Source organism: Sphingomonas sediminicola (genome assembly GCF_014489515.1).
Classification (GTDB): Bacteria; Pseudomonadota; Alphaproteobacteria; order Sphingomonadales; family Sphingomonadaceae; genus Sphingomicrobium; species Sphingomicrobium sediminicola.
Map to the genome: position 1 here is coordinate 412,888 of NZ_CP060782.1, position 18,077 is coordinate 430,964.

Genomic DNA, 18,077 nt, shown 5'->3' on the forward strand with positions numbered 1-18,077 from the left:
GCGGAAATCAGCCGCAAAAGCGCATGCGGAACAAGGAAAGGCAACGCCTTGGACTTTGACCTTACGGAACGACAGGCTTCTTTCCGCAATCGCGTCCGCGATTTCATGGACGCCGAAGTCCGCCCGCGAGTCGAGGATTACCACCGCGACCAGAAAACCGGCGATCGCTGGAAGGTGATCGAGGTCATCGAGGCGCTGAAACCGAAGGCTCGCGAGGCTGGTCTCTGGAACCTGTTCATGCCGCCCGGCGGCGCGCTCCAGCACGTGGACGAGAGCTTCCCGTTCGAGGGCGAGCAGCTGACCAACCTCGAGTATGCGCTCTGCGCCGAGGAGATGGGGCGGATTCACTGGTCCAGTGAGGTCTTCAACTGCTCGGCCCTGACACCGGCAACATGGAAGTGCTGCATCGTTACGGCACGCGGGATCAGAAGGACGAGTGGCTGAGCCCGCTCATGCGCGGCGAGATTCGGTCCGCTTTCCTGATGACGGAGCCGGGCGTTGCGTCGTCGGATGCGACCAACATCCAGTGCGAAATCCGCCGCGACGGCAATGAGTACGTCATCAACGGCAAGAAATGGTGGTCGTCGGGCGCCGGCGATCCGCGCTGCAAGGTCGCGATCCTGATGGGCAAGACCGACACGTCGGCGAAGGCGCACCAGCAGCAGTCGATGATCCTGATGCCGCTGGACGCGGAAGGCGTGACCATCGAGCGTCACCTGACAGTCTACGGCTATGACGATGCGCCGCATGGGCACATGGAGATCAAGCTCGACAATGTCCGCGTGCCGCCGTCGAACCTGCTTCTCGGCGAGGGCAGAGGCTTCGAGATTGCGCAGGGGCGGCTCGGGCCGGGACGCATCCACCACTGCATGCGGACGATCGGCGCAGCCGAAGAAGCGCTAGAGCTGATGTGCAAGCGGCTGCAGAGCCGCATTGCCTTCGGCAAGAAGATTTCGGAGCACAGCATCTGGGAGCAGCGCGTCGCCGAGGCGCGGATCGAGATCGATTGCACGCGGCTGCTCTGCCTCAAGGCAGCCGATTTGATGGACAAGGCCGGCAACAAGGCCGCCAGGGCTGAGATCGCGATGATCAAGGTTAAGGCGCCGCGAATGGCGCTTCAGGTCATCGACGATGCCGTGCAGGCGTTTGGCGCCGCCGGGGTCAGCCAGGACACGCCGCTCGCCGCGAGCTGGGCGGGCATCCGCACACTGCGCCTCGCCGACGGGCCTGACGAGGTCCACAACCGCGCCATCGCAAAGCTGGAGTTTGCCAAACATGTCCCGGCTTAAAGGCAAGGTCGCCATCATCACCGGCGCCGCGTCGGGAATCGGAGAGGCGACGGCTGACCTGTTCAGGTCCGAAGGCGCGACGGTGGTTGCTGCCGACCGCGCCGAGGGTGTGGACATCGTCTCCGTAGATGCGGGCTCGGAAGCGGACGTCGAGCGGCTCGTCGAGCAGACGGTGGCCGATCACGGCGGCGTCGATATTGTCTTTGCCAATGCCGGTATTTCCGGCGGGCTCGCGGGCCTGTTCGAGCAGAGCACGGCCGATTGGGAGGAAATCCTTCGGGTCAATCTGATCGGGCCTTGGCTCGCGATCAAATATGCCGCTCCCCACATGAAGCAGCGCGGCGGCGGATCGATTGTCTGCACAGCCTCGGTCGCTGGCCTTCGCGCAGGAGCGGGCGGAGTCGCCTATTCGGCATCCAAGGCGGGCGTCATCAACTTGGTGAAGACGGCCGCAGCGCAGCTCTGCGACAGCAACATCCGGGTCAACGCCATCTGCCCCGGCCTGATCGAGACCGGAATGACGCAGGGCATTTACGACATGGCTCGCGCGGCCGGAAAGCAGGAGATGATCGGGCAGCTCAACCCGCTCCGGCGCGGCGGCGAGCCCAACGAAATTGCGCAAGTTGCGCTGTTCCTGGCGTCCGACGAGTCCAGCTACGTCAACGGCCATGCTTTGGTCGCCGACGGCGGACTGTCGATCAGCCACCCGTTCACGCGGCAAGCCTACGGCTGCACGTTCTAGAGATTCATTGGAGAGCATCATGGCTACGGTCACCGAGGACAATCCCACCACCACCACCAGCCCGATTTCGACGAAGCGCCACGGCGACGTCTTGATCGTCCTGTCTAACAATCCGCCGGTAAACGCCCTCGGCGCGGCAGTGCGCCAGGGCCTGGTCGCGGCGATCGAGGAGGCTGAGACCGACGATGCAGTGAAAGCGGTTGTGATCGCTTGCGAGGGCCAGACCTTCTTCGCCGGAGCGGACATCACCGAGTTCGGCAAGCCGCCGGTCATGCCGTGGTTGCCGGAAGTCGTAGACCGTATCGAAGCTTGCTCGAAGCCGGTCGTTGCCGCAATCCACGGGACCGCGCTTGGGGTGGTCTCGAGGTTGCGCTTGGCTGTCACTATCGCGTGGCGCTCCCGTCAGCGAAACTTGGCACTCCGGAAGTGAAGCTTGGCTTGCTGCCGGGAGCTGGCGGGACGCAGCGGCTGCCGCGTGTCGCAGGCGTCCGCAAGGCGCTGGAAATGTGCGCGACGGGCAATCCGATCGGTGCGAAGGACGGGTTCGATTGCGGGCTCATCGACCGGTTGATCGAGGATGACTTGATTCCCCACGCCGTCGGGTATGCCGAGGAAGTTCGCGACATCCGACCGCTGCCGAAGAGCAGCGAGCGCGAATACAAGATTAACGAGTGCGACCCCTCGGTATTCGAGAATTTCCGCAAGGAGAACGCCCGCAAGTTCCGCGGCTTCGAAGCGCCGGACGCGAACATCCGCGCCGTCGAGTTCGCTTGCAAGAAGCCCTACGCGGAAGGCGTCATCGAAGAGCGCAAGCTTTTCATGGAGCTGATGAGCGGCGTGCAATCGCGCGCCCAGCAATATTTCTTCTTCGCCGAACGCAAGGCTGCGAAGATCGAGAACCTCCCGAAGGCACGCAGCCGCGCCCGATCCAGAAAGTTGGCGTCATCGGCGCCGGCACGATGGGCGGCGGCATCTCGATGAACTTCCTGTCGGCGGGTATCCCCGTCACTATCTTCGAGATGAACCAGGAAGCGCTCGACCGCGGGTCGGGCGTGATGCGCAAGAATTACGAAGCGACGGCCGCGAAGGGCCGAATGACGATCGAGCAGGTGGAGAAGGCAATGGGTCTGCTGACCCCGACGCTCGACTTCGCGGCGCTGGCCGATTGCGACCTCATCATTGAAGCGGTCTTTGAGCAAATGGACGTGAAGAAGGACATCTTCACCCGGCTCGACAAGACGGTGAAGCAGGGCGCGATTCTCGCCTCCAACACGTCCTATCTCAACATCGATGAGATTGCCGCCGTGACGTCGCGGCCGCAGGACGTGGTCGGGATGCACTTCTTCTCGCCGGCCAATGTGATGAAGCTGCTGGAGGTAGTTCGCGGTGCAAAGACGGCGCCGGACGTGCTCGTCACGGTGATGGGCCTGTCGAAGAAGATCCGGAAGGTCGCGGTCGTCGCGGGCGTCTGCCACGGCTTCATCGGCAACCGCATGCTGATGCCGAGGCAGGTGGAGGCGACCAAGCTCCTGCTCGAAGGCGCGACACCGGAGCAGATCGACCGCGTCCACGTCGAGTTCGGAATGCCGATGGGCCCGTTCCAGATGGCCGATCTCGCGGGCGTCGACATCGGCTGGCACCGCGACCCGAATCGTATCGAGAACATCCGAGATGCGCTCTGCGCGATCGACCGCTGGGGCCAGAAGAAGGGTGCGGGCTTCTATGATTATGACGAGAAGCGCCGCCCGAGCCCGTCGCCGGTCGTTCAGCAGATCATCGAGGATTTCGCGAAGAAGCAGGGCGTCGAGCGCCGCCAGATCAGCGACGAGGAAATCGTGGAGCGCACGCTCTACACGATGGTCAACGAGGGCGCGAAGATACTCGAGGAAGGCATGGCGCAGCGGGCCTCCGACATCGATGTCGTCTGGGTCTACGGCTATGGCTGGCCGGTCTATCGCGGCGGCCCGATGTTTTGGGCGGACACGGTTGGTCTGCAGAACATCGTCGATGGCCTGAAGCGCCAGGAAGAGCGGATGGGAAGCGACTTCAGCTTCTCGAAGCTGCTGCTCGACAAGGCAGCCGCCGGCGAGAAGTTCACTCGCTAAAGTGAACCCCTGCCGTCCGACCGCGTTTCCGTCTGATTGAAGGGAGAAGCCGATGACGAGCGTCCCCGAAACCGCTCCTCAGCGCGCGGTGCTGCGCTATTCGAATACGGCCGTCGCATTTCACTGGATCACGGCCGCATTGGTCTTGTTGCAGGCCTATCTCGGCTTCCGGTTCGGGCTATCCGAGCCGGGCCCGGGTCGTGACGAGGTCTTCATCTGGCACAAGAGCGTGGGAGCGCTGATCCTGCTGCTGGTGTTGGCCCGGCTGGCCTATCGGGTGAAGAACCCGCCGCCGCCTTTCCCGCCCGAGCTATCGGCGTTTGAGCGCCTTGCGGCAGTCTGGAACCACCGCCTGTTCTATACCTTGCTCATCGCCATGCCGATCGTCGGTTTCACCGCCGTATCGGGCTTTGCGAACGGCCCCACGACGCCGCTGGTTGGGGGCATTTCGGTGCCCGTGATCCCCGGCATCAGCAAGGGTACCGGCGAACTGGCGGGAGAAGTGCATGAGATGGCCGCCTATTTGCTCGTCGCGCTAATCCTGCTGCACGTCGCTGCTGCGCTGAAGCACCAGTTTATCGACCGTTGGCGCGGTTCGGCCCGAATGCCGCCGTTCAAGGCTCCGCACGACGAGCCCGTGGTTATCGGGCAGGGTCGCGGCGAGACTCTCCAAGAAGGCTGAGCATTGCGAGCGCGACGGCGGCCGCGCCGGCTCCGGCGAGGAAGGTCATCGACCCGCCGTCGCGATCCCAGATGAAGCCGGCGGCAAGGCTCGCAACCAAAGTGCCGATGCCGCTGACGAAGTAGTAAGCGCCGAAGCTCGTTGCGCGAAGGTGGTCCGGCGCCGCATCCGCAATCATCCGGGCGAAGATGCCCTGCGTCAGGGCCATGTGCGCTCCCCACAACAGGATGCCGACAACCAGTCCGACGACGCCAATGTCCTGGCCCAGAAGGAGGTTGGCCACGACCAGGACGCTCATGCCGGCAATCAGGATGTGGCGGGGGCTAAGCCGGTCGCTCAGTGCTCCGGCGGGATAGGCGAGAGCGAGGAAGCCGAGGTTGAAGGCAACCAACGCCAGCGGCGACAGAGTGGCCGACACGCCGATGTCGAGCGCCCGAAGGATGAGGAAGCTTTCCGAAAACCGGGCAAGCGAGAACAGAAAGGCCACTGCCAGGAGCCGACGCATTGGCTTGTCGAGATCGCGGAACCCGCTGAACAGCGGCTGCTGCTTGCCGTCCGGAAGGTGAACCGAAGGCTCCTTCACGGCCGCGAGGGCCAGTAGGAAGGACAATGCGGCGGGGATTGCCGCGATCCAGAAGACCGCGCGGATGTTCTCGAGGAAGAGATACATCAAACCGATCGCGGCGAGTGGTGCGATCAGGGCGCCTACCGTGTCCAGCGCCTGTCGCAGGCCGAATGCCCGCCCGCGTATTTCCGGCGGCGTTTCGTCTGCAATGATCGCATCGCGCGGAGCACCGCGAATTCCCTTGCCGACGCGATCGGCGAAACGCGCGCCCATGAGCTCGAGTGCACCCTGAGCGATTGGGAAGAGCGGCTTGGACAGGGCGGCCAGACCGTATCCGAGCAGCACCCAGGGCTTCCGCTTCCGGCTTCGGTCGGAAAGCCGGCCGGACGCGAGCTTGGCGAAACTGGCGGTCGCTTCCGCAACTCCGTCGATCGCCCCGAGCGCAACTGCCGGAAGTCCGAGCGTCACCGTGATGAACGCCGGAAGTAGCGCGTGATAGATCTCCGAGCTGAGGTCCATCAGCAGGCTGACGAAACCCAAAATCCAGACGTTGCGGGGGAGCTTCGGTTTCGGCTGCACGCAGCTTGCTAGCTACAAACTTGCCAAGCGGCAAACCGTTGCTACTCTGCAATCATGTTGTGGGGCTCTTCACCGGCCGCGGTCGCGGCTCGTTACGTAGCGGTTTCGCAGCTGTTCCTTGCGGACGGGCCTGCTGAACGCGCGGATCGGGCACGCCGCATTCTCCTGTCCGCAGTGGCTTCGAATGAGCCCGCCACTCTCAACCAGGTGGCGAAGACCGTCGGGCGAGGCGCTCCGGCCGTCAGTCGCTCGGTCGATGCTCTCGTGCGCGTTGGCCTGGTCGAGCGGGCCGCCGACCCGGACAATCGCCGCAGGCTCGCCATGCGGCTCACGCAGGCTGGACGGGACGTGCTTCAGCAGCCGTCCGAATCCGGCGCCCTCGCGAGCAAGCTCGAACGGCTCGCGCCGAGCGAAGTTCGGGCGATCGAGCGCGCCGTCGAAATCCTCGAGCGCGCCAAGTAGCTAAGGCCTAACCTTTCCCGCGGCGGCGTCGGGTCTCCCAGCCCTTCTTGGCTGCCGCGCTGCGGCTGCTCGAGCGGCCAGAGCCGCTGTTCTTGCCGCCCTTGTCCTGCTTGTTGACCGTTGCCCAGGCCCGGCGCTCGGCTTCTTTCTTGCTTACGCCGCGCTTCTCGTAGCCTTCCTCGATATGCTCGGCTTTGCGGTCCTGCTTCTCAGTGTACGCACCGCGAGGCATGATAACTCTCCTTCGCTGACGATTTCGCGCCATAAACGCTTGACGGCGGCGCGCGTTGCCTCGCTGCGTTGCAACATCCTCGCTCATTCACTATGTCCGCGGCTCACATTTTCCGGGATAAATCATGAAGCTCCGTAACGTGGCGATCATCGCCCACGTCGATCACGGCAAGACGACCCTTGTCGACCAGCTCTTCCGCCAGTCCGGCACCTTCCGCGACAACCAGCGTGTCGAGGAGCGGGCGATGGATTCGAACGACCTCGAGAAAGAGCGCGGGATCACCATCCTTGCCAAGTGCACTTCGGTGGACTGGCACGGCACGCACATCAATATTGTCGACACTCCCGGCCACGCTGACTTCGGCGCCGAGGTCGAGCGCATTCTCAGCATGGTCGACGGCGTTATCCTGCTGGTCGACGCGGCCGAGGGGCCAATGCCTCAGACGAAATTCGTCACGGGCAAGGCGCTGGCGCTGGGACTCAAGCCGATCGTCGTCGTCAACAAGATCGACCGTCCGGATGCGCGCCCGGCCGAAGTGCTCGACGAAGTGTTCGAGCTGTTCCTGAACCTCGAAGCCAATGACGAGCAGCTCGACTTCCCGACTCTCTACGCGAGCGGCCGCGCCGGCTACGCGGGCCTTGCCGACGATGTCCGCTCCGGCGACCTGACGCCGTTGTTCGACACTATTGTCAGCCATGTCCCGCCGCCACGCGTCGACGCGGGCCCGTTCCGCATGCTCGCCACCCTGCTCGACCGCGATCCCTTCCTCGGTCGCATTCTCACCGGGCGGATCGAGAGCGGCAAATTGACGACTAACATGCCGATCAAGGCGATCGACGTGGACGGCAATGTCGTCGAGGAAGGCCGCGCGACCAAGGTCTTCGCATTTCGCGGCTTGGAGCGGGTGCCGGTCGAGAGCGCGGAAGCGGGCGAGATTGTCGCCATCGCCGGCCTCATCAAGGCCACCGTTTCGAACACCTTTGCCGATCCGGCGGTAAGTGCGCCCTTGAAAGCGCGGCCGATCGATCCGCCCACGCTGGCCATGAGCTTTTCGGTCAACGACAGCCCATATGCTGGCCGCGACGGTGACAAGGTGCAGAGCCGCGTGATTCGCGATCGCCTGGAGCGAGAAGCGGAGGGCAATGTCGCCATCCGAGTCACGACCGCGCGCGACAACGACAGCTTCGAGGTCGCCGGCCGAGGCGAGCTTCAGCTTGGCGTGCTCATCGAGACTCTTCGCCGCGAAGGATTCGAGCTGTCGATCAGCCGCCCTCGCGTTCTGTTCCGCGACGGCCCGAACGGTCTCGAGGAACCCTACGAGACGGTCGTGGTCGACGTGGACGACGAATTCTCGGGCACGGTCATCGACAAGATGGCGATGCGCAAGGCGGAGATGACCGACATGCGCCCGTCGGGCGGGGCAAGACGCGCCTGATCTTCAGCGCGCCGTCACGCGGCCTGATCGGCTATCACGGCGAATTCCTGTCGGATACGCGCGGTACCGGCATCATGAACCGGTTGTTCGAGAGATACGGCCCTCACAAGGGTCCGATCAGCGGCCGCCAGAACGGCGTCCTCATCTCGATGGAGCAGGGCAAGGCCGTCGCCTACGCGCTCAACGCTCTCGAAGAGCGCGGCATCCTGTTCATCTCGCCGGGCGACGACCTCTACGAAGGCATGGTCATCGGCGAGAATGCGAAGATCCACGATCTCGAGGTCAATCCGCTCAAGTCGAAGCAGCTCACCAACTTCCGCGCTTCCGGGCCTAAGGACGAGGGCATCCGCCTGACCCCGCCCCGCCGGATGACGCTGGAGCAGGCGATCGCCTACATCCAGGACGATGAGCTGGTGGAGGTCACGCCTAAGGTCGTGCGCATCCGCAAGCGCTTCCTCGATCCGCACGAGCGCAAGCGCCAGTCGCGGAAGATGGAAGCCGCCTAGGCGGCAGCCGGAAGGTCGGGGCAAAGCACGACTTTGCCCTCTAGACCGCCTGCCTCAAGACGGCGATGCATGTCGGCGACCTTGTCGAACGAGATCCGTTCCGCGACGCGCGGCCTGATCTCGCCGGATTCCAGCAGGCGGAACAGATGTTCGAGGTCTTCCCGGAACCATTCGGGATGGCGCACGCGCATTGCGTTGATCGAATAGAAGCGTGCTCGCTTTCCGCCGGGAAGGAATCTCCAAAGGTACAGGCGGGCAATGCCCGACAGGATCGAAAACATTCCCTGCTTGGCCTGCACGCCCGCGGAATAGCCGATCGCGATGAGCAGGCCGCCTGGCTTCAGCGCAGCGAACGAGCGACGATAACCGTCCTCGCCGATCCCGTCGCAAACGACATCGAAGCCGCCGGGAAGGACTCGCGTGAAGTCTTCCTTGTCGTAGTCGACCGGTGTCGCGCCAAGCTCGCGGATCAGTGCGGCATGCTTGCCAAAGGCCCCGCCCCACATTTCGACGCCGGCAAGCCTTCCAAGCACGAGAGCGGCCTGACCGACCGCGCCGCCAGCGCCATGGACAAGGACACGATCGCCTTTCTTCACTTTGGCTGAGCGATGGAGGAGTTGGTACGCAGTCATCCAGCTGAGGATGAGTGTGGCAGCCTCCGCCGGGTCGACACCAAGTGGCACCCGGGTGAGGTTCTTCGCTTTCAGTAAGCGATAAGTCGCGTTGGAGCCGACCACCGTCATGTCGGCGACACGGTCGCCGAACGCAAAGCCGGTCACCCCTTCGCCGACCTGATCGACATCGCCGACGACGTCATAGCCCATGACGAAGGGCGGCTTCAGGCCGGCGGTCTGCGGGTAGAGGTGCTTTCGGATCAGCACTTCGGTGTAGTTCAGGCTCGAAGCGAGTACGCGGATTCTGACTTCGCCGCGGCCGGCCGCCGGTGTTTCGATTTCAGCGGTGCGCAGGTTCTCCGGTCCGCCATAGCGGCTGAGCTGGACAACTTTATTGGTCGGCCCGGTCATAGAGCCTGCCCCGCAAGATGTTTCGGCGCGCCGTCAGCTGCGCGTGCGCCAATATACTCTTATCTCAGCCGTTCCGCGATCCTTCCGAGGGCCTGGCGCAGCGCCGAGGCGCGCGTTGCCGTAGCCGGATCGCTGCTCGACGTGGGTACGCCTGAAGCCAGCCCGCCGATCCGCGAGGCGAGCTGCGCGTCGGACCTCTTATGGCCGATCTCCGTGGCAGCCTGCGTGAGTGCCTGCCTGAGCATGGCGATTTGCTCGGGGGGAAGCGCCTTCGCTCGCTCGAGCTGATCGAGATAGGCGAGGGCGATTACGGGATGGTCGGGCCAGGTCACGGGGAACTGCTGCTGCGGGTTGAACCGTCCGCCGTAATTGGCGAGCGCGGCCGCGGCGATTTCGTTCTGCGTCAGTTGTGCACTTGGGGTGAGCGCAAGCACATCGAGCCCGCGCGCGATCTCCGTTCCGTAGATGCGGCCGTTGTACCAATAGGCCGACCAGTAGCCGCCAAGGACGTTATGCTCCTTGTCGATCGGGCCGCGGTCGAAATAGGCGATCTCGACCGGTTTCGTGGAGTCCGTGAAGTCGATGATCGAGATGCCGCCCTGGTACCAGGCCTGCACGAAGATATCGCGGCCCGGGACGGGGATGATCGACCCGTTGTGCGCGACGCAATTCTCCTGTTCCGTCTGCGCGGCTGGCAGCTTGTAGTGACTGCGAAACCGAAGCTTGCCGTCGACGATGTCGTACACCGCGTCCGCGCCCCAGTTGCGCGGATCCTGAACCCGGCATCGAGCCCGCGACCCGCCGCCCCATTCGTCGGTGAACAGGACCTTGGTCCCGTCATTGTTGAACGTCGCCGAGTGCCAGTAGGCGAAGCCGGGGTCGAACACGGCGTCGATGCGCTTGGGTTTGCGCGGATTCGAGATGTCGAAGATGATCCCGTTGCCGGAGCACGCGCCGGCCGCCAGCTTGCGCGCTGGGAAGACGGTGATGTCATGGCACTGGTCTGTGCGGGCTGTTGAATGCTCGGGGTCCTCGTGGTCGTCGCCGCGGTAGAGGCCAGCGAGATTGCCGGTGGCGGGATCGGCGAAGACGGCCGGGCTGTCGATGATCCGCGCGCGGGACGGGTTCGAGACAGGGATCTCGACTACGTCGATGCGGAATAACGCGGTGCGGGGATCGCCCGCGACCTCGCCCACGCAGCCCTGGAGTTCCTTCTCGTCCCGGACGACCGACGTGCCGGAAACGTAGACGATGATGGAGCCGTCCTTGTCAGGGCCGGACACGACCGAATGCGTATGGGAGCCACGGCACGTCTGAACCAGTCCGACCTGAACGGGCAGCGCCGGATTGCTGATGTCGAAAATGCGGAGGCCGCGGAAGCGCTCGGCGCTCACGTCATCGATGACGCCCTGGCGCCCGCAATCGACGCGGCCGCGTCGCTGTTCGACCGACATGATCATCAGATTTCCGACGATCGAAAGGTCACCCTGGCCGCCGGGGCAGATGGTCGAGCTGACCAGCTGCGGCGCGCCGGCGGTGTCGATCCGGTAGATGTTGAAACCATGGTAGTTGCCGACGGCCAGTAGGTTCCCTGAAAAGGCCATGTCGGTGTTGGCGAAGCTGAGCAGCGGGAAGCGCTCGTCCTTTTCGTCCGCCGGTTTGTCGGCATTCGCCTTAGCGTTCTTGTCCTTCGGCTTCTCGGGCGGGAGGCCCGCAGGATTGGCGGGATCGAGGAATCCGGTCGGCTTGGGCAGCGACGCGACGAGCCGGAGGTTGCTGATTGCCTGGCCTGCATTTGCAAAACCGGGCTTGAGGCTCGATCGGGGTCTTCGGCCAACGCTGGGACCAGCGCGCTCATGCGCTTGATCTCGGCCTTCTGGTCGTTGATCACCTCGTTCACGAACTCGAACAGGACAGGGTCGTAGGCCGAGCCCGCACGGTCGAGCAGCTTGTTTGCCATCGTGACCGCGCCCTCGTGGTGGGCGATCATCCGTTCGAGGAACATCCGGTCGAACGCGAGCCCTTTCGCACCCGCCAAGGCCGCCATCTGCTCGGGTGTGGCCATTCCCGGTACGCCGTGGTCGGTCATGCCGGATGCGGCGTGCATCATGTGCATCGCATGAGCATCGGGTCCCGACTGGCCGCGCTCGCGGAGCCAGGTTTTCATGAAAGTCATCTCGTCTGCCTGCGACGCGTCGATGCGGCGCGCGACGGCGATGACTTCCGGCCGATTGGTCCGATCCTTCACCAACGCCGCCATGTCGATGGCCTGCTGGTGATGGGTGATCATCTCCTGCATGAAGCGGACGTCGTCTGGCGAGAAGCGCGTGTCGGCGATGCGGATCGCATCCTGGGGATTGATCGGCCTAGTCGGCTGTCCAGGTGCTCCGGGCTGAAGGATGGGCGCGTTCTGCGCCAGGGCGGCCCCGGCAAGGACGGTGCCACAAAGCAGGAACGAGCGCGCAAAGGCGAACACGGACGGCCGACGCAAGATCATGGATGCCCCTCAATTACTCATTGAGGTGGCGTAACACGGCAAATCAACATTGGGGAGCAGAGTCGGAGGAGCTGGGGAGGCACGACGCCGCCCCGGCACACAGCCGTCTAGCGACTATCTCAATTTCGAGATCTTGAGCTTGTCGGTTCGCGCGCGGTCCTTGATCGATTCCTCGCTGCGCGTAAGTGCCTTGGCGATCGCCTTCAGCGACATCCCCTTGCCCGCCAGTTGGTGTAGCTTCTGGATTTCGTCCTGCCGCCAGGGCTGGCGGTGCCGTTCAAATCGTTCAGCCATCAGCCTGCCATTCCCAGTACGGTTTTCCATTCGTCGTCGCGGACGGGCGCGACCGACAGGCGAGACTGGCGGATCAGTTCCATCTTGGCGAGCTTCGGCTCCGCCTTGATGGCCTTGAGGGTCACGGGACCGATCGCCTTCACCGGCTCGACCCGGACCGAGACCCAGTCGGTGTCCTTGGGGTCGGGCTGAGCCTCTCGCGTAATCCGCATGATCCCAACGACCGCCTTGTCGGTCATGCTCGCATAGAAGAAGGCTTCATCGCCTTTCTTCATCGCCTTGAGATGCAGGCGCGCGGCGTTGTTGCGCACGCCGTCCCACTCCGTGCCCCCGTCGCGGACGAGATCGTCCCAGCTGTAGCTCGAAGGTTCGGATTTCATCAGCCAGTACGCCATATCCGAACCAACTATCGCGCCACTCGGCTTCGCGAAAGCGGCAGTTTCGAACCGGCGAGTCGAGCCGATCCATCGGCGAGTTGAGAATTAACCGTAATGTTCCGCAGGTTAACCCGCTTGCGGCTCGACTCGCCGTCCCTAGGGTTGGGTTAAACGAATGACGCCCCTATCTGGCCGTTAACGATTTGAAGCGGGTGAGCCAGCGCGAATTGAGCGCGGCTCCGGGCAAGACGGACGACCAACTCCGCAGGATTGATCAGGCGCAGAATGAGCGCCCGGTAGCGGTCGACCGCCAGTACAAAGAGAAAGATTTGAAGAGGTTCTTGGTGGGCCGCGGCTTGACCGCGGTTGCGGGGCTATTCCTTGTAGCAGCGTCCAATTCGGCCACGGCAGCTCCGCTGTCGGCGGGAACGATCGACGCAGCTGCAAAGCCGCTGGGCGCCGTGACGCAGGTCGTGCGGTCTGCGGCGAGCAGCCTGAGCACTGCGACCACGGCGGTCGTCTCGACGGTTTCGGGCGGGGTCATCCAGGCTCGTCCGGCGACGGCGGTCACGATGAGCCTCGCGCCATCGATCAATCGCGAAGCTGCCTGGCTCTATCAGAACGGCTGGCCGCTCTATGCGCTGGTCGACCGCTACAGCACCGGCGCACCGCTAGACGAAGAGGCGACCTGCCTTGCCACGGCGGTCTATTTCGAGGCGCGCGGTGAATCGGTCGAGGGACAGCTGGCAGTCGCGCGCGTGGTGATGAATCGCGCAGCGTCCGGCCGTTACCCTTCCAGCTGGTGCGCTACCGTCAAGCAGCCGTGGCAGTTCTCGTTCGTCCGCAACGGTCAGTTCCCGTATGTCGACTCCGACTGCGACGCCTGGCGGAAGGCCCAGGGGATCGCACGCCTTGCCATGAGCAACGCTGTGCCCAGCGTGTCGAACGACGTGCTCTGGTATCACGCGAATTATGTCGCCCCATCGTGGGGACGCCGGTTGACCCGGGTCAGCCAGATCGGCGCACACATCTTCTATCGCGCTTAATTTCATCGAGTTTTTAAGAGGGGAGGGCCGGGACGCAGAGCGCGTTCCGGCCTTTTCTTTCATCTGGGCGGGCCACCGAGTCGGTTCGTCGTAAACTTCGTTCAACGGGGATTCGCAGCGGGCGATTTTCGGTCGAGCATCCGATCCAGTGACTTTCTCCATGGGGATGGGGAGGAATTCGGTGCTCAAGATCTTAATTGTTGAGGACGACTCTCAGCTCGCAACGACGCTGAAGTATCTGGTGGAGGACAATCCCCGATATAAAGTCGTCGCGATCGCGGACGATGCCGACAATGCTGTCGCTGCAGCTGAGCATTTCGAACCGGATCTCGCTCTCGTCGATCTGCACCTCGCGCGCGGCAGCACCGGTTTCTCGGCGGCGGTCCGGCTCGGCGACTTCGACGTGCCGTGCCTTTTCGTCAGCGGCAAGGCGCCCAACTTTCCGATGCCCGACCTTGCGCTCGGGTGCCTGATGAAGCCGTTCACCGCCGAAGAAGTGCATCGGGCCCTGAACCTGGCGGAAGACAAGCTTCGCGGCCGCGAGACCGTCCGGCCTCGCATTCCCCAGAATTTGAAGATTTACGAGACTCCCGCTGCTTCGGACGTCCCGGAGGCGGGCTTCATTCCCTCGCGTCGTTCACTTCGCACACGCTTTGAGCACTGGATCGCCGGTCAGCACCACTAGGTGCACCGGCAGGGGTCACAGGAACCGCCGGAAGTAATCGATGGTCTTCACCAGCCCTTGCTCGAGCTCGATCGACGGCTGCCAGTCGAGGACTTCCTTTGCCTTCGTGATATCAGGCTGACGCTGCTTCGGATCATCCTGGGGCAGCGGTTCCTGCACGATCTGGGAGCTTGAGCCGATCAACGCGATGACCTTCTCGGCCAGCTCGCGCACGGTGAACTCGTTCGGATTACCGATGTTGATCGGCCCGGTCGTCTCCGGCCCCGTTTCCATCAGCGCCATGAGACCGCGGATCAGATCGTCGACGTAGCAGAAGGATCGCGTCTGGCTGCCGTCACCGTAGATGGTAATCGGTTCGCCCTTCAGCGCCTGCATGATGAAATTGGAAACGACGCGTCCGTCGGCCGGGTGCATGCGCGGACCGTAGGTGTTGAAGATCCGAGCAACCTTGATCGGAACCCCGTTCTGCCGGTGATAGTCGAAGAACAGGGTCTCAGCGCAGCGCTTGCCCTCGTCGTAGCAGGAGCGGATGCCGATGGGGTTCACATGGCCCCAATATTCCTCGCTCTGGGGATGGACTGACGGATCGCCGTATACCTCGCTGGTCGAGGCCTGGAGGATCTTGCAGCCGAGGCGCTTGGCAAGGCCGAGCATGTTGATGGCGCCATGCACCGACGTCTTCGTCGTCTGCACCGGATCGTGCTGGTAGTGGATTGGCGAGGCCGGGCAGGCGAGATTGTAGATCTCGTCCACCTCCACGAAGAGGGGGAAGGTTACATCGTGCCGCATGAACTCGAAGCTGGGGTTCGAGTGCAGGTGCCCGATATTGTCCTTGGTGCCCGTGAACAGATTGTCGACGCAGAGCACGTCATGGCCCGCGTCAAGCAGGCGGTCACAGAGGTGGGAGCCGAGGAAGCCCGCACCGCCGGTCACCATCACCCGCTTTCGCATATTGTAGCTGCGAGCCATTCATTCCCCTCCGACACTGCGGCTGCCTCTAAGTAGCGAGTTCCGATCTCCGGTCGCAACCATTCCTCTTAGCACGGAGCCGAATCCCATTTTGATACAAAGAATGTTAATATCTTGTTGAGGAACATTAAGATTTCGTTTAGCGTTTGGATTGGGTGCTCATTCTAACAGGGATGGGTCGTCGCTCACTCAACGAGGTGAAATATGCGTCGCTCAGTTTTCAAATTCCTTGCTGCTGCCTCCATGGCCGCGGCCGCCGCGTCCCCGGCTCTTGCCAAGGACACCCGGCAGATCAATCTTCCGCCGTCCGGTGGCACGACTAACTCGCTGACCGTTGTGTCGGCTTGCGACCTCAGCCTCCCGACGCCGGACGCCATCGCGTGCGCCGGCTACTACTCGGGGAACCTGCTTAACGGCAGTGCAGAGGATATCGCCAACCAGCAGGCGGCGATCGACTCGCTTCCGGGTGACTTCCAGTTCGACGGTAACTGGAATGCCCTGGCCGACAACACGATCCTGTCGCTGACAAACGGCAATCAGCTGAACTTCGGCGAGACCATGTTTGGCCTGACGATCATCGGTGCCCACTTCGGCAACGTCGCGGGTCCGGCAGGCAATGTTTCGGTCTTCTGGCTGTTCGACTTCGGCACCACTGGCGCCAACTTCGTCACGCTGGACGATCCGAGCGGTTGGTCGAACGCCACGCTGTACACGACCGGCTCGCCTCCGGGTGTTCCGGAGCCCGCGACCTGGGCGATGATGCTGCTGGGCTTCGGCGCAGCGGGCACGGCGCTCCGCCGCAGCCGCCGTCGCACCGGCGACCTGCTTCAGATCGCCTAAGCACACTCGATTGAGTGAGCACGCAGCTGCCGGCCTTCGGGCCGGCAGTTTTCGTTTGTTTGTGTTCGCTATGGGCGGGCCGTCAGCCGACCAGCCTGACTTCGGTTCCGCGGAAGTTCATGACGCTCGAACCCGAGCAGCCCGACGCGATCAGGACACGGCCCTGGAAGATCAGGCGTCGTCCGATGAACCGGGAGCATTGAATGTCGGGTGTGTATGTCGCGTCGACGCGCAGCGTCTCCGACGGGAAATAGATCAGCCCTTTGAGCTCCGAAAAACTGTTCCCGCCGATGATGTTCTCGGTCTCATCGTGGGCACCTGCCGAGCGGCGGTCCTGAAAGATCAGAATTCCGGCGTTCGGGCCCTGGGTTGGGGCGGCAAGCTTGACCTTTGCATGACTGTCGATCTGAACCTTGCCAACTGACCAGGGATCGGTTGCTGCCTGCTCACTCGTCAGGAAGATCGTGCAGGCCTTGCACGTCACTTCGGCCGTCGGCCCGATCACCAGATTTCCGCGATTGAGGATGTATTCGCCGTCGGCCAGCAGCACCGGACCGTCGATGAGGACGTTTCCGTAGCAACCGGCGGGCAACGTGACCCGTCCGCCGTTCGTGGAGGCCGCGTCCGCGTTGATCGTCACGTTCGGGCAGCCGGTATTGGGGATCAAAGGCGGATCTCGCTCGGCAAGCGGGTCCTTCTGCCGCACGCTGTAGGCGCGCACGCGCGACGACTGGATGCCATCTGCGTCGATTCCGCCGAATGCGACGATATTCTCGGCCTGAATTGTCGCGGAGCCATCGGCCTGAATGGCCTTTGGGGACGACGCGTTGGTCGCCAGACCACAATCCATCTCAACGTCGGCGCTTGGATCAATTTGCAGTCCGGTTTCCGAACCGGAGCCGATGGCGAAGGCGCAGAAATCGCCATTCTCGACAACGGTTGCCGTGGCCTCGACTGAAATAACGGGTGCGCGTTTGAGGAAGAGCGAGGCGAACGTCATCCTCGTAGGACTTGCGATCCGCACCCTGACTGCGAACGGATCATCTTTGTAAATGTCCGGGGACTGTTCCGCCGTGACCGCACGTCGCGGATCGAGTTCCGGGTTCGAAGCGATCGAGCGGTCGACTGCCCCTTCCATGTCACCGGCCTGGATCAGCCCGTAGACGCCCGCGAGTGCAGCAGAGTCTGCGGCAGCCTGGAGCTCGCGCTTGGCGTAGACCCATTGGACTGTGTCCACGGCGAGTGCCGCGCAACCCAGAAAAATCGGAAGCCCGATCGCCGCCAGCGCCAGCACATTGCCGCGGTCATCCCTGAGCAGGGCCTCAAGAGTTGTGGTGACCCGTCGAAACGTCATGCAACATGGTTAGGCGGTCAGGGTTAAAGGACCTTTATCCTCGCCGATGGTGAGGTGCCGGAAGCTTTCCTGATCATTGATCCGGGCAAGGCCGGCGAACGGCTTTGTTACGGCTTTGGTTTGGGTTCCGGATGATCATGACGATCGTCGGCCCCGGTGCTTTCGGTGGCACCGTCGTCGGGACATCGATCGGTTTTCCCATCGCGGCGTTGTTACCGCCTTCGGCCAGCGCGGGATGGCGCTTCATCGCCTGGATGAGGGCCTGACGCTCGGCGTCGTCACGCTGGATTTCCGTCATTGGTGGCTTATGCGATTCGCAGGCCGCGAGCGCCGCCGCCAAGACAAAGAGTGCAAGACCCCTTGCCTTGGCGGGTGCGATCGCCAGGATCATGA

At 63.3% G+C, this 18,077-nt stretch carries 15 protein-coding genes and 3 pseudogenes; 9 read left to right on the forward strand and 9 right to left on the reverse strand.

The annotated features are described in order from the left end of the window. Positions 1-48: 48 nt before the first annotated feature. The 4 genes and pseudogenes from H9L14_RS02305 (at position 49) to H9L14_RS02320 (ending at position 4,818) form a co-directional block, all read left to right on the forward strand. A pseudogene (locus tag H9L14_RS02305) lies at positions 49-1,289 on the forward strand (acyl-CoA dehydrogenase family protein). Beyond that, entirely contained in the window at positions 1,276-2,031 is a 756-nt protein-coding gene (locus H9L14_RS02310; protein WP_187709071.1) for an SDR family NAD(P)-dependent oxidoreductase, read from the forward strand. Before H9L14_RS02305 ends, H9L14_RS02310 begins: the two are co-directional and overlap by 14 nt. Positions 2,032-2,050: 19 nt before the next feature. After that, positions 2,051-4,136, forward strand: a pseudogene (locus H9L14_RS02315) (3-hydroxyacyl-CoA dehydrogenase NAD-binding domain-containing protein). Positions 4,137-4,188: 52 nt separating this feature from the next. Next, a complete protein-coding gene (locus H9L14_RS02320; RefSeq protein ID WP_187709072.1) occupies positions 4,189-4,818 on the forward strand; it encodes a cytochrome b in 630 nt (209 codons plus the stop codon). Here the strand turns inward: H9L14_RS02320 and H9L14_RS02325 are convergent. Beyond that, entirely contained in the window at positions 4,778-5,962 is a 1,185-nt protein-coding gene (locus H9L14_RS02325) for an MFS transporter (protein WP_222949891.1), read from the reverse strand. The genes H9L14_RS02320 and H9L14_RS02325 overlap by 41 nt on opposite strands. A 54-nt stretch (positions 5,963-6,016) precedes the next feature. On the opposite strand from H9L14_RS02325, the gene H9L14_RS02330 reads away from it, so the two are divergent. Beyond that, a complete protein-coding gene (locus H9L14_RS02330; RefSeq protein WP_187709073.1) occupies positions 6,017-6,424 on the forward strand; it encodes a MarR family winged helix-turn-helix transcriptional regulator in 408 nt (135 codons plus the stop codon). A gap of 7 nt (positions 6,425-6,431) precedes the next feature. Here H9L14_RS02330 and H9L14_RS02335 read toward each other — a convergent pair whose 3' ends face one another. Further along, the gene (locus H9L14_RS02335; RefSeq protein WP_187709074.1) at positions 6,432-6,656 is read right to left on the reverse strand and encodes a plasmid stabilization protein; all 225 of its coding nucleotides are present in this window, start codon (positions 6,654-6,656) and stop codon (positions 6,432-6,434) included. Between the two features lie 124 nt (positions 6,657-6,780). On the opposite strand from H9L14_RS02335, the pseudogene typA reads away from it, so the two are divergent. After that, a pseudogene (gene typA / locus H9L14_RS02340) lies at positions 6,781-8,597 on the forward strand (translational GTPase TypA). Here the strand turns inward: typA and H9L14_RS02345 are convergent. The 4 genes from H9L14_RS02345 to H9L14_RS02360 all read right to left on the reverse strand — a co-directional run bounded on the left by H9L14_RS02345 (position 8,594) and on the right by H9L14_RS02360 (position 12,808). Beyond that, positions 8,594-9,622 (reverse strand): medium chain dehydrogenase/reductase family protein, encoded by a 1,029-nt coding sequence (locus H9L14_RS02345; protein WP_187709075.1) that lies wholly within the window; start codon positions 9,620-9,622, stop codon positions 8,594-8,596. The pseudogene typA and the gene H9L14_RS02345 sit on opposite strands and share 4 nt — an antisense overlap. Positions 9,623-11,081: 1,459 nt before the next feature. After that, entirely contained in the window at positions 11,082-12,119 is a 1,038-nt protein-coding gene (locus H9L14_RS15455; RefSeq protein WP_246444348.1) for a DUF305 domain-containing protein, read from the reverse strand. Between the two features lie 114 nt (positions 12,120-12,233). Continuing rightward, positions 12,234-12,413: a hypothetical protein gene (locus H9L14_RS02355; protein WP_187709076.1), complete on the reverse strand. Its 180-nt coding sequence runs from the start codon at positions 12,411-12,413 to the stop codon at positions 12,234-12,236. After that, positions 12,413-12,808 (reverse strand): EVE domain-containing protein, encoded by a 396-nt coding sequence (locus H9L14_RS02360; protein ID WP_187709077.1) that lies wholly within the window; start codon positions 12,806-12,808, stop codon positions 12,413-12,415. Before H9L14_RS02360 ends, H9L14_RS02355 begins: the two co-directional genes overlap by 1 nt. Positions 12,809-13,002: 194 nt before the next feature. On the opposite strand from H9L14_RS02360, the gene H9L14_RS02365 reads away from it, so the two are divergent. Further along, positions 13,003-13,836 (forward strand): cell wall hydrolase, encoded by an 834-nt coding sequence (locus H9L14_RS02365; RefSeq protein WP_222949892.1) that lies wholly within the window; start codon positions 13,003-13,005, stop codon positions 13,834-13,836. A gap of 181 nt (positions 13,837-14,017) precedes the next feature. Next, on the forward strand, positions 14,018-14,521 hold the full coding sequence (locus H9L14_RS02370; RefSeq protein ID WP_187709079.1) for a response regulator: 504 nt from the start codon (positions 14,018-14,020) through the stop codon (positions 14,519-14,521). Between the two features lie 15 nt (positions 14,522-14,536). Here the strand turns inward: H9L14_RS02370 and H9L14_RS02375 are convergent, their stop codons facing one another. Further along, positions 14,537-15,490, reverse strand: a complete 954-nt coding sequence (locus H9L14_RS02375; RefSeq protein WP_187709080.1) for a UDP-glucuronic acid decarboxylase family protein — start codon at positions 15,488-15,490, stop codon at positions 14,537-14,539. Positions 15,491-15,733: 243 nt separating this feature from the next. On the opposite strand from H9L14_RS02375, the gene H9L14_RS02380 reads away from it, so the two are divergent. Next, complete coding sequence (locus H9L14_RS02380; RefSeq protein ID WP_246444349.1) at positions 15,734-16,330, forward strand: PEPxxWA-CTERM sorting domain-containing protein; 597 nt, start codon at positions 15,734-15,736, stop codon at positions 16,328-16,330. 82 nt (positions 16,331-16,412) lie between these two features. Here the strand turns inward: H9L14_RS02380 and H9L14_RS02385 are convergent, their stop codons facing one another. Both H9L14_RS02385 and H9L14_RS02390 read right to left on the reverse strand, forming a co-directional pair. Further along, complete coding sequence (locus H9L14_RS02385; RefSeq protein WP_187709082.1) at positions 16,413-17,684, reverse strand: pilus assembly protein TadG-related protein; 1,272 nt, start codon at positions 17,682-17,684, stop codon at positions 16,413-16,415. A gap of 73 nt (positions 17,685-17,757) precedes the next feature. Beyond that, positions 17,758-18,075 (reverse strand): hypothetical protein, encoded by a 318-nt coding sequence (locus tag H9L14_RS02390; RefSeq protein WP_187709083.1) that lies wholly within the window; start codon positions 18,073-18,075, stop codon positions 17,758-17,760. Positions 18,076-18,077 lie beyond the last annotated feature (2 nt).

Excerpts from the sequence above, each read along its gene's own strand:
- H9L14_RS02310 (WP_187709071.1), top strand. The coding sequence starts at position 1,276 with ATGTCCCGGCTTAAAGGCAAGGTCGCCATCATCACCGGCGCCGCGTCG.
- H9L14_RS02320 (WP_187709072.1), top strand. The coding sequence starts at position 4,189 with ATGACGAGCGTCCCCGAAACCGCTCCTCAGCGCGCGGTGCTGCGCTAT.
- H9L14_RS02330 (WP_187709073.1), top strand. The coding sequence starts at position 6,017 with ATGTTGTGGGGCTCTTCACCGGCCGCGGTCGCGGCTCGTTACGTAGCG.
- H9L14_RS02335 (WP_187709074.1), bottom strand. The coding sequence starts at position 6,656 with ATGCCTCGCGGTGCGTACACTGAGAAGCAGGACCGCAAAGCCGAGCAT.
- H9L14_RS02345 (WP_187709075.1), bottom strand. The coding sequence starts at position 9,622 with ATGACCGGGCCGACCAATAAAGTTGTCCAGCTCAGCCGCTATGGCGGA.
- H9L14_RS15455 (WP_246444348.1), bottom strand. The coding sequence starts at position 12,119 with ATGATCTTGCGTCGGCCGTCCGTGTTCGCCTTTGCGCGCTCGTTCCTG.
- H9L14_RS02355 (WP_187709076.1), bottom strand. The coding sequence starts at position 12,413 with ATGGCTGAACGATTTGAACGGCACCGCCAGCCCTGGCGGCAGGACGAA.
- H9L14_RS02360 (WP_187709077.1), bottom strand. The coding sequence starts at position 12,808 with ATGGCGTACTGGCTGATGAAATCCGAACCTTCGAGCTACAGCTGGGAC.
- H9L14_RS02375 (WP_187709080.1), bottom strand. The coding sequence starts at position 15,490 with ATGGCTCGCAGCTACAATATGCGAAAGCGGGTGATGGTGACCGGCGGT.
- H9L14_RS02380 (WP_246444349.1), top strand. The coding sequence starts at position 15,734 with ATGGCCGCGGCCGCCGCGTCCCCGGCTCTTGCCAAGGACACCCGGCAG.
- H9L14_RS02385 (WP_187709082.1), bottom strand. The coding sequence starts at position 17,684 with ATGACGTTTCGACGGGTCACCACAACTCTTGAGGCCCTGCTCAGGGAT.
- H9L14_RS02390 (WP_187709083.1), bottom strand. The coding sequence starts at position 18,075 with ATGATCCTGGCGATCGCACCCGCCAAGGCAAGGGGTCTTGCACTCTTT.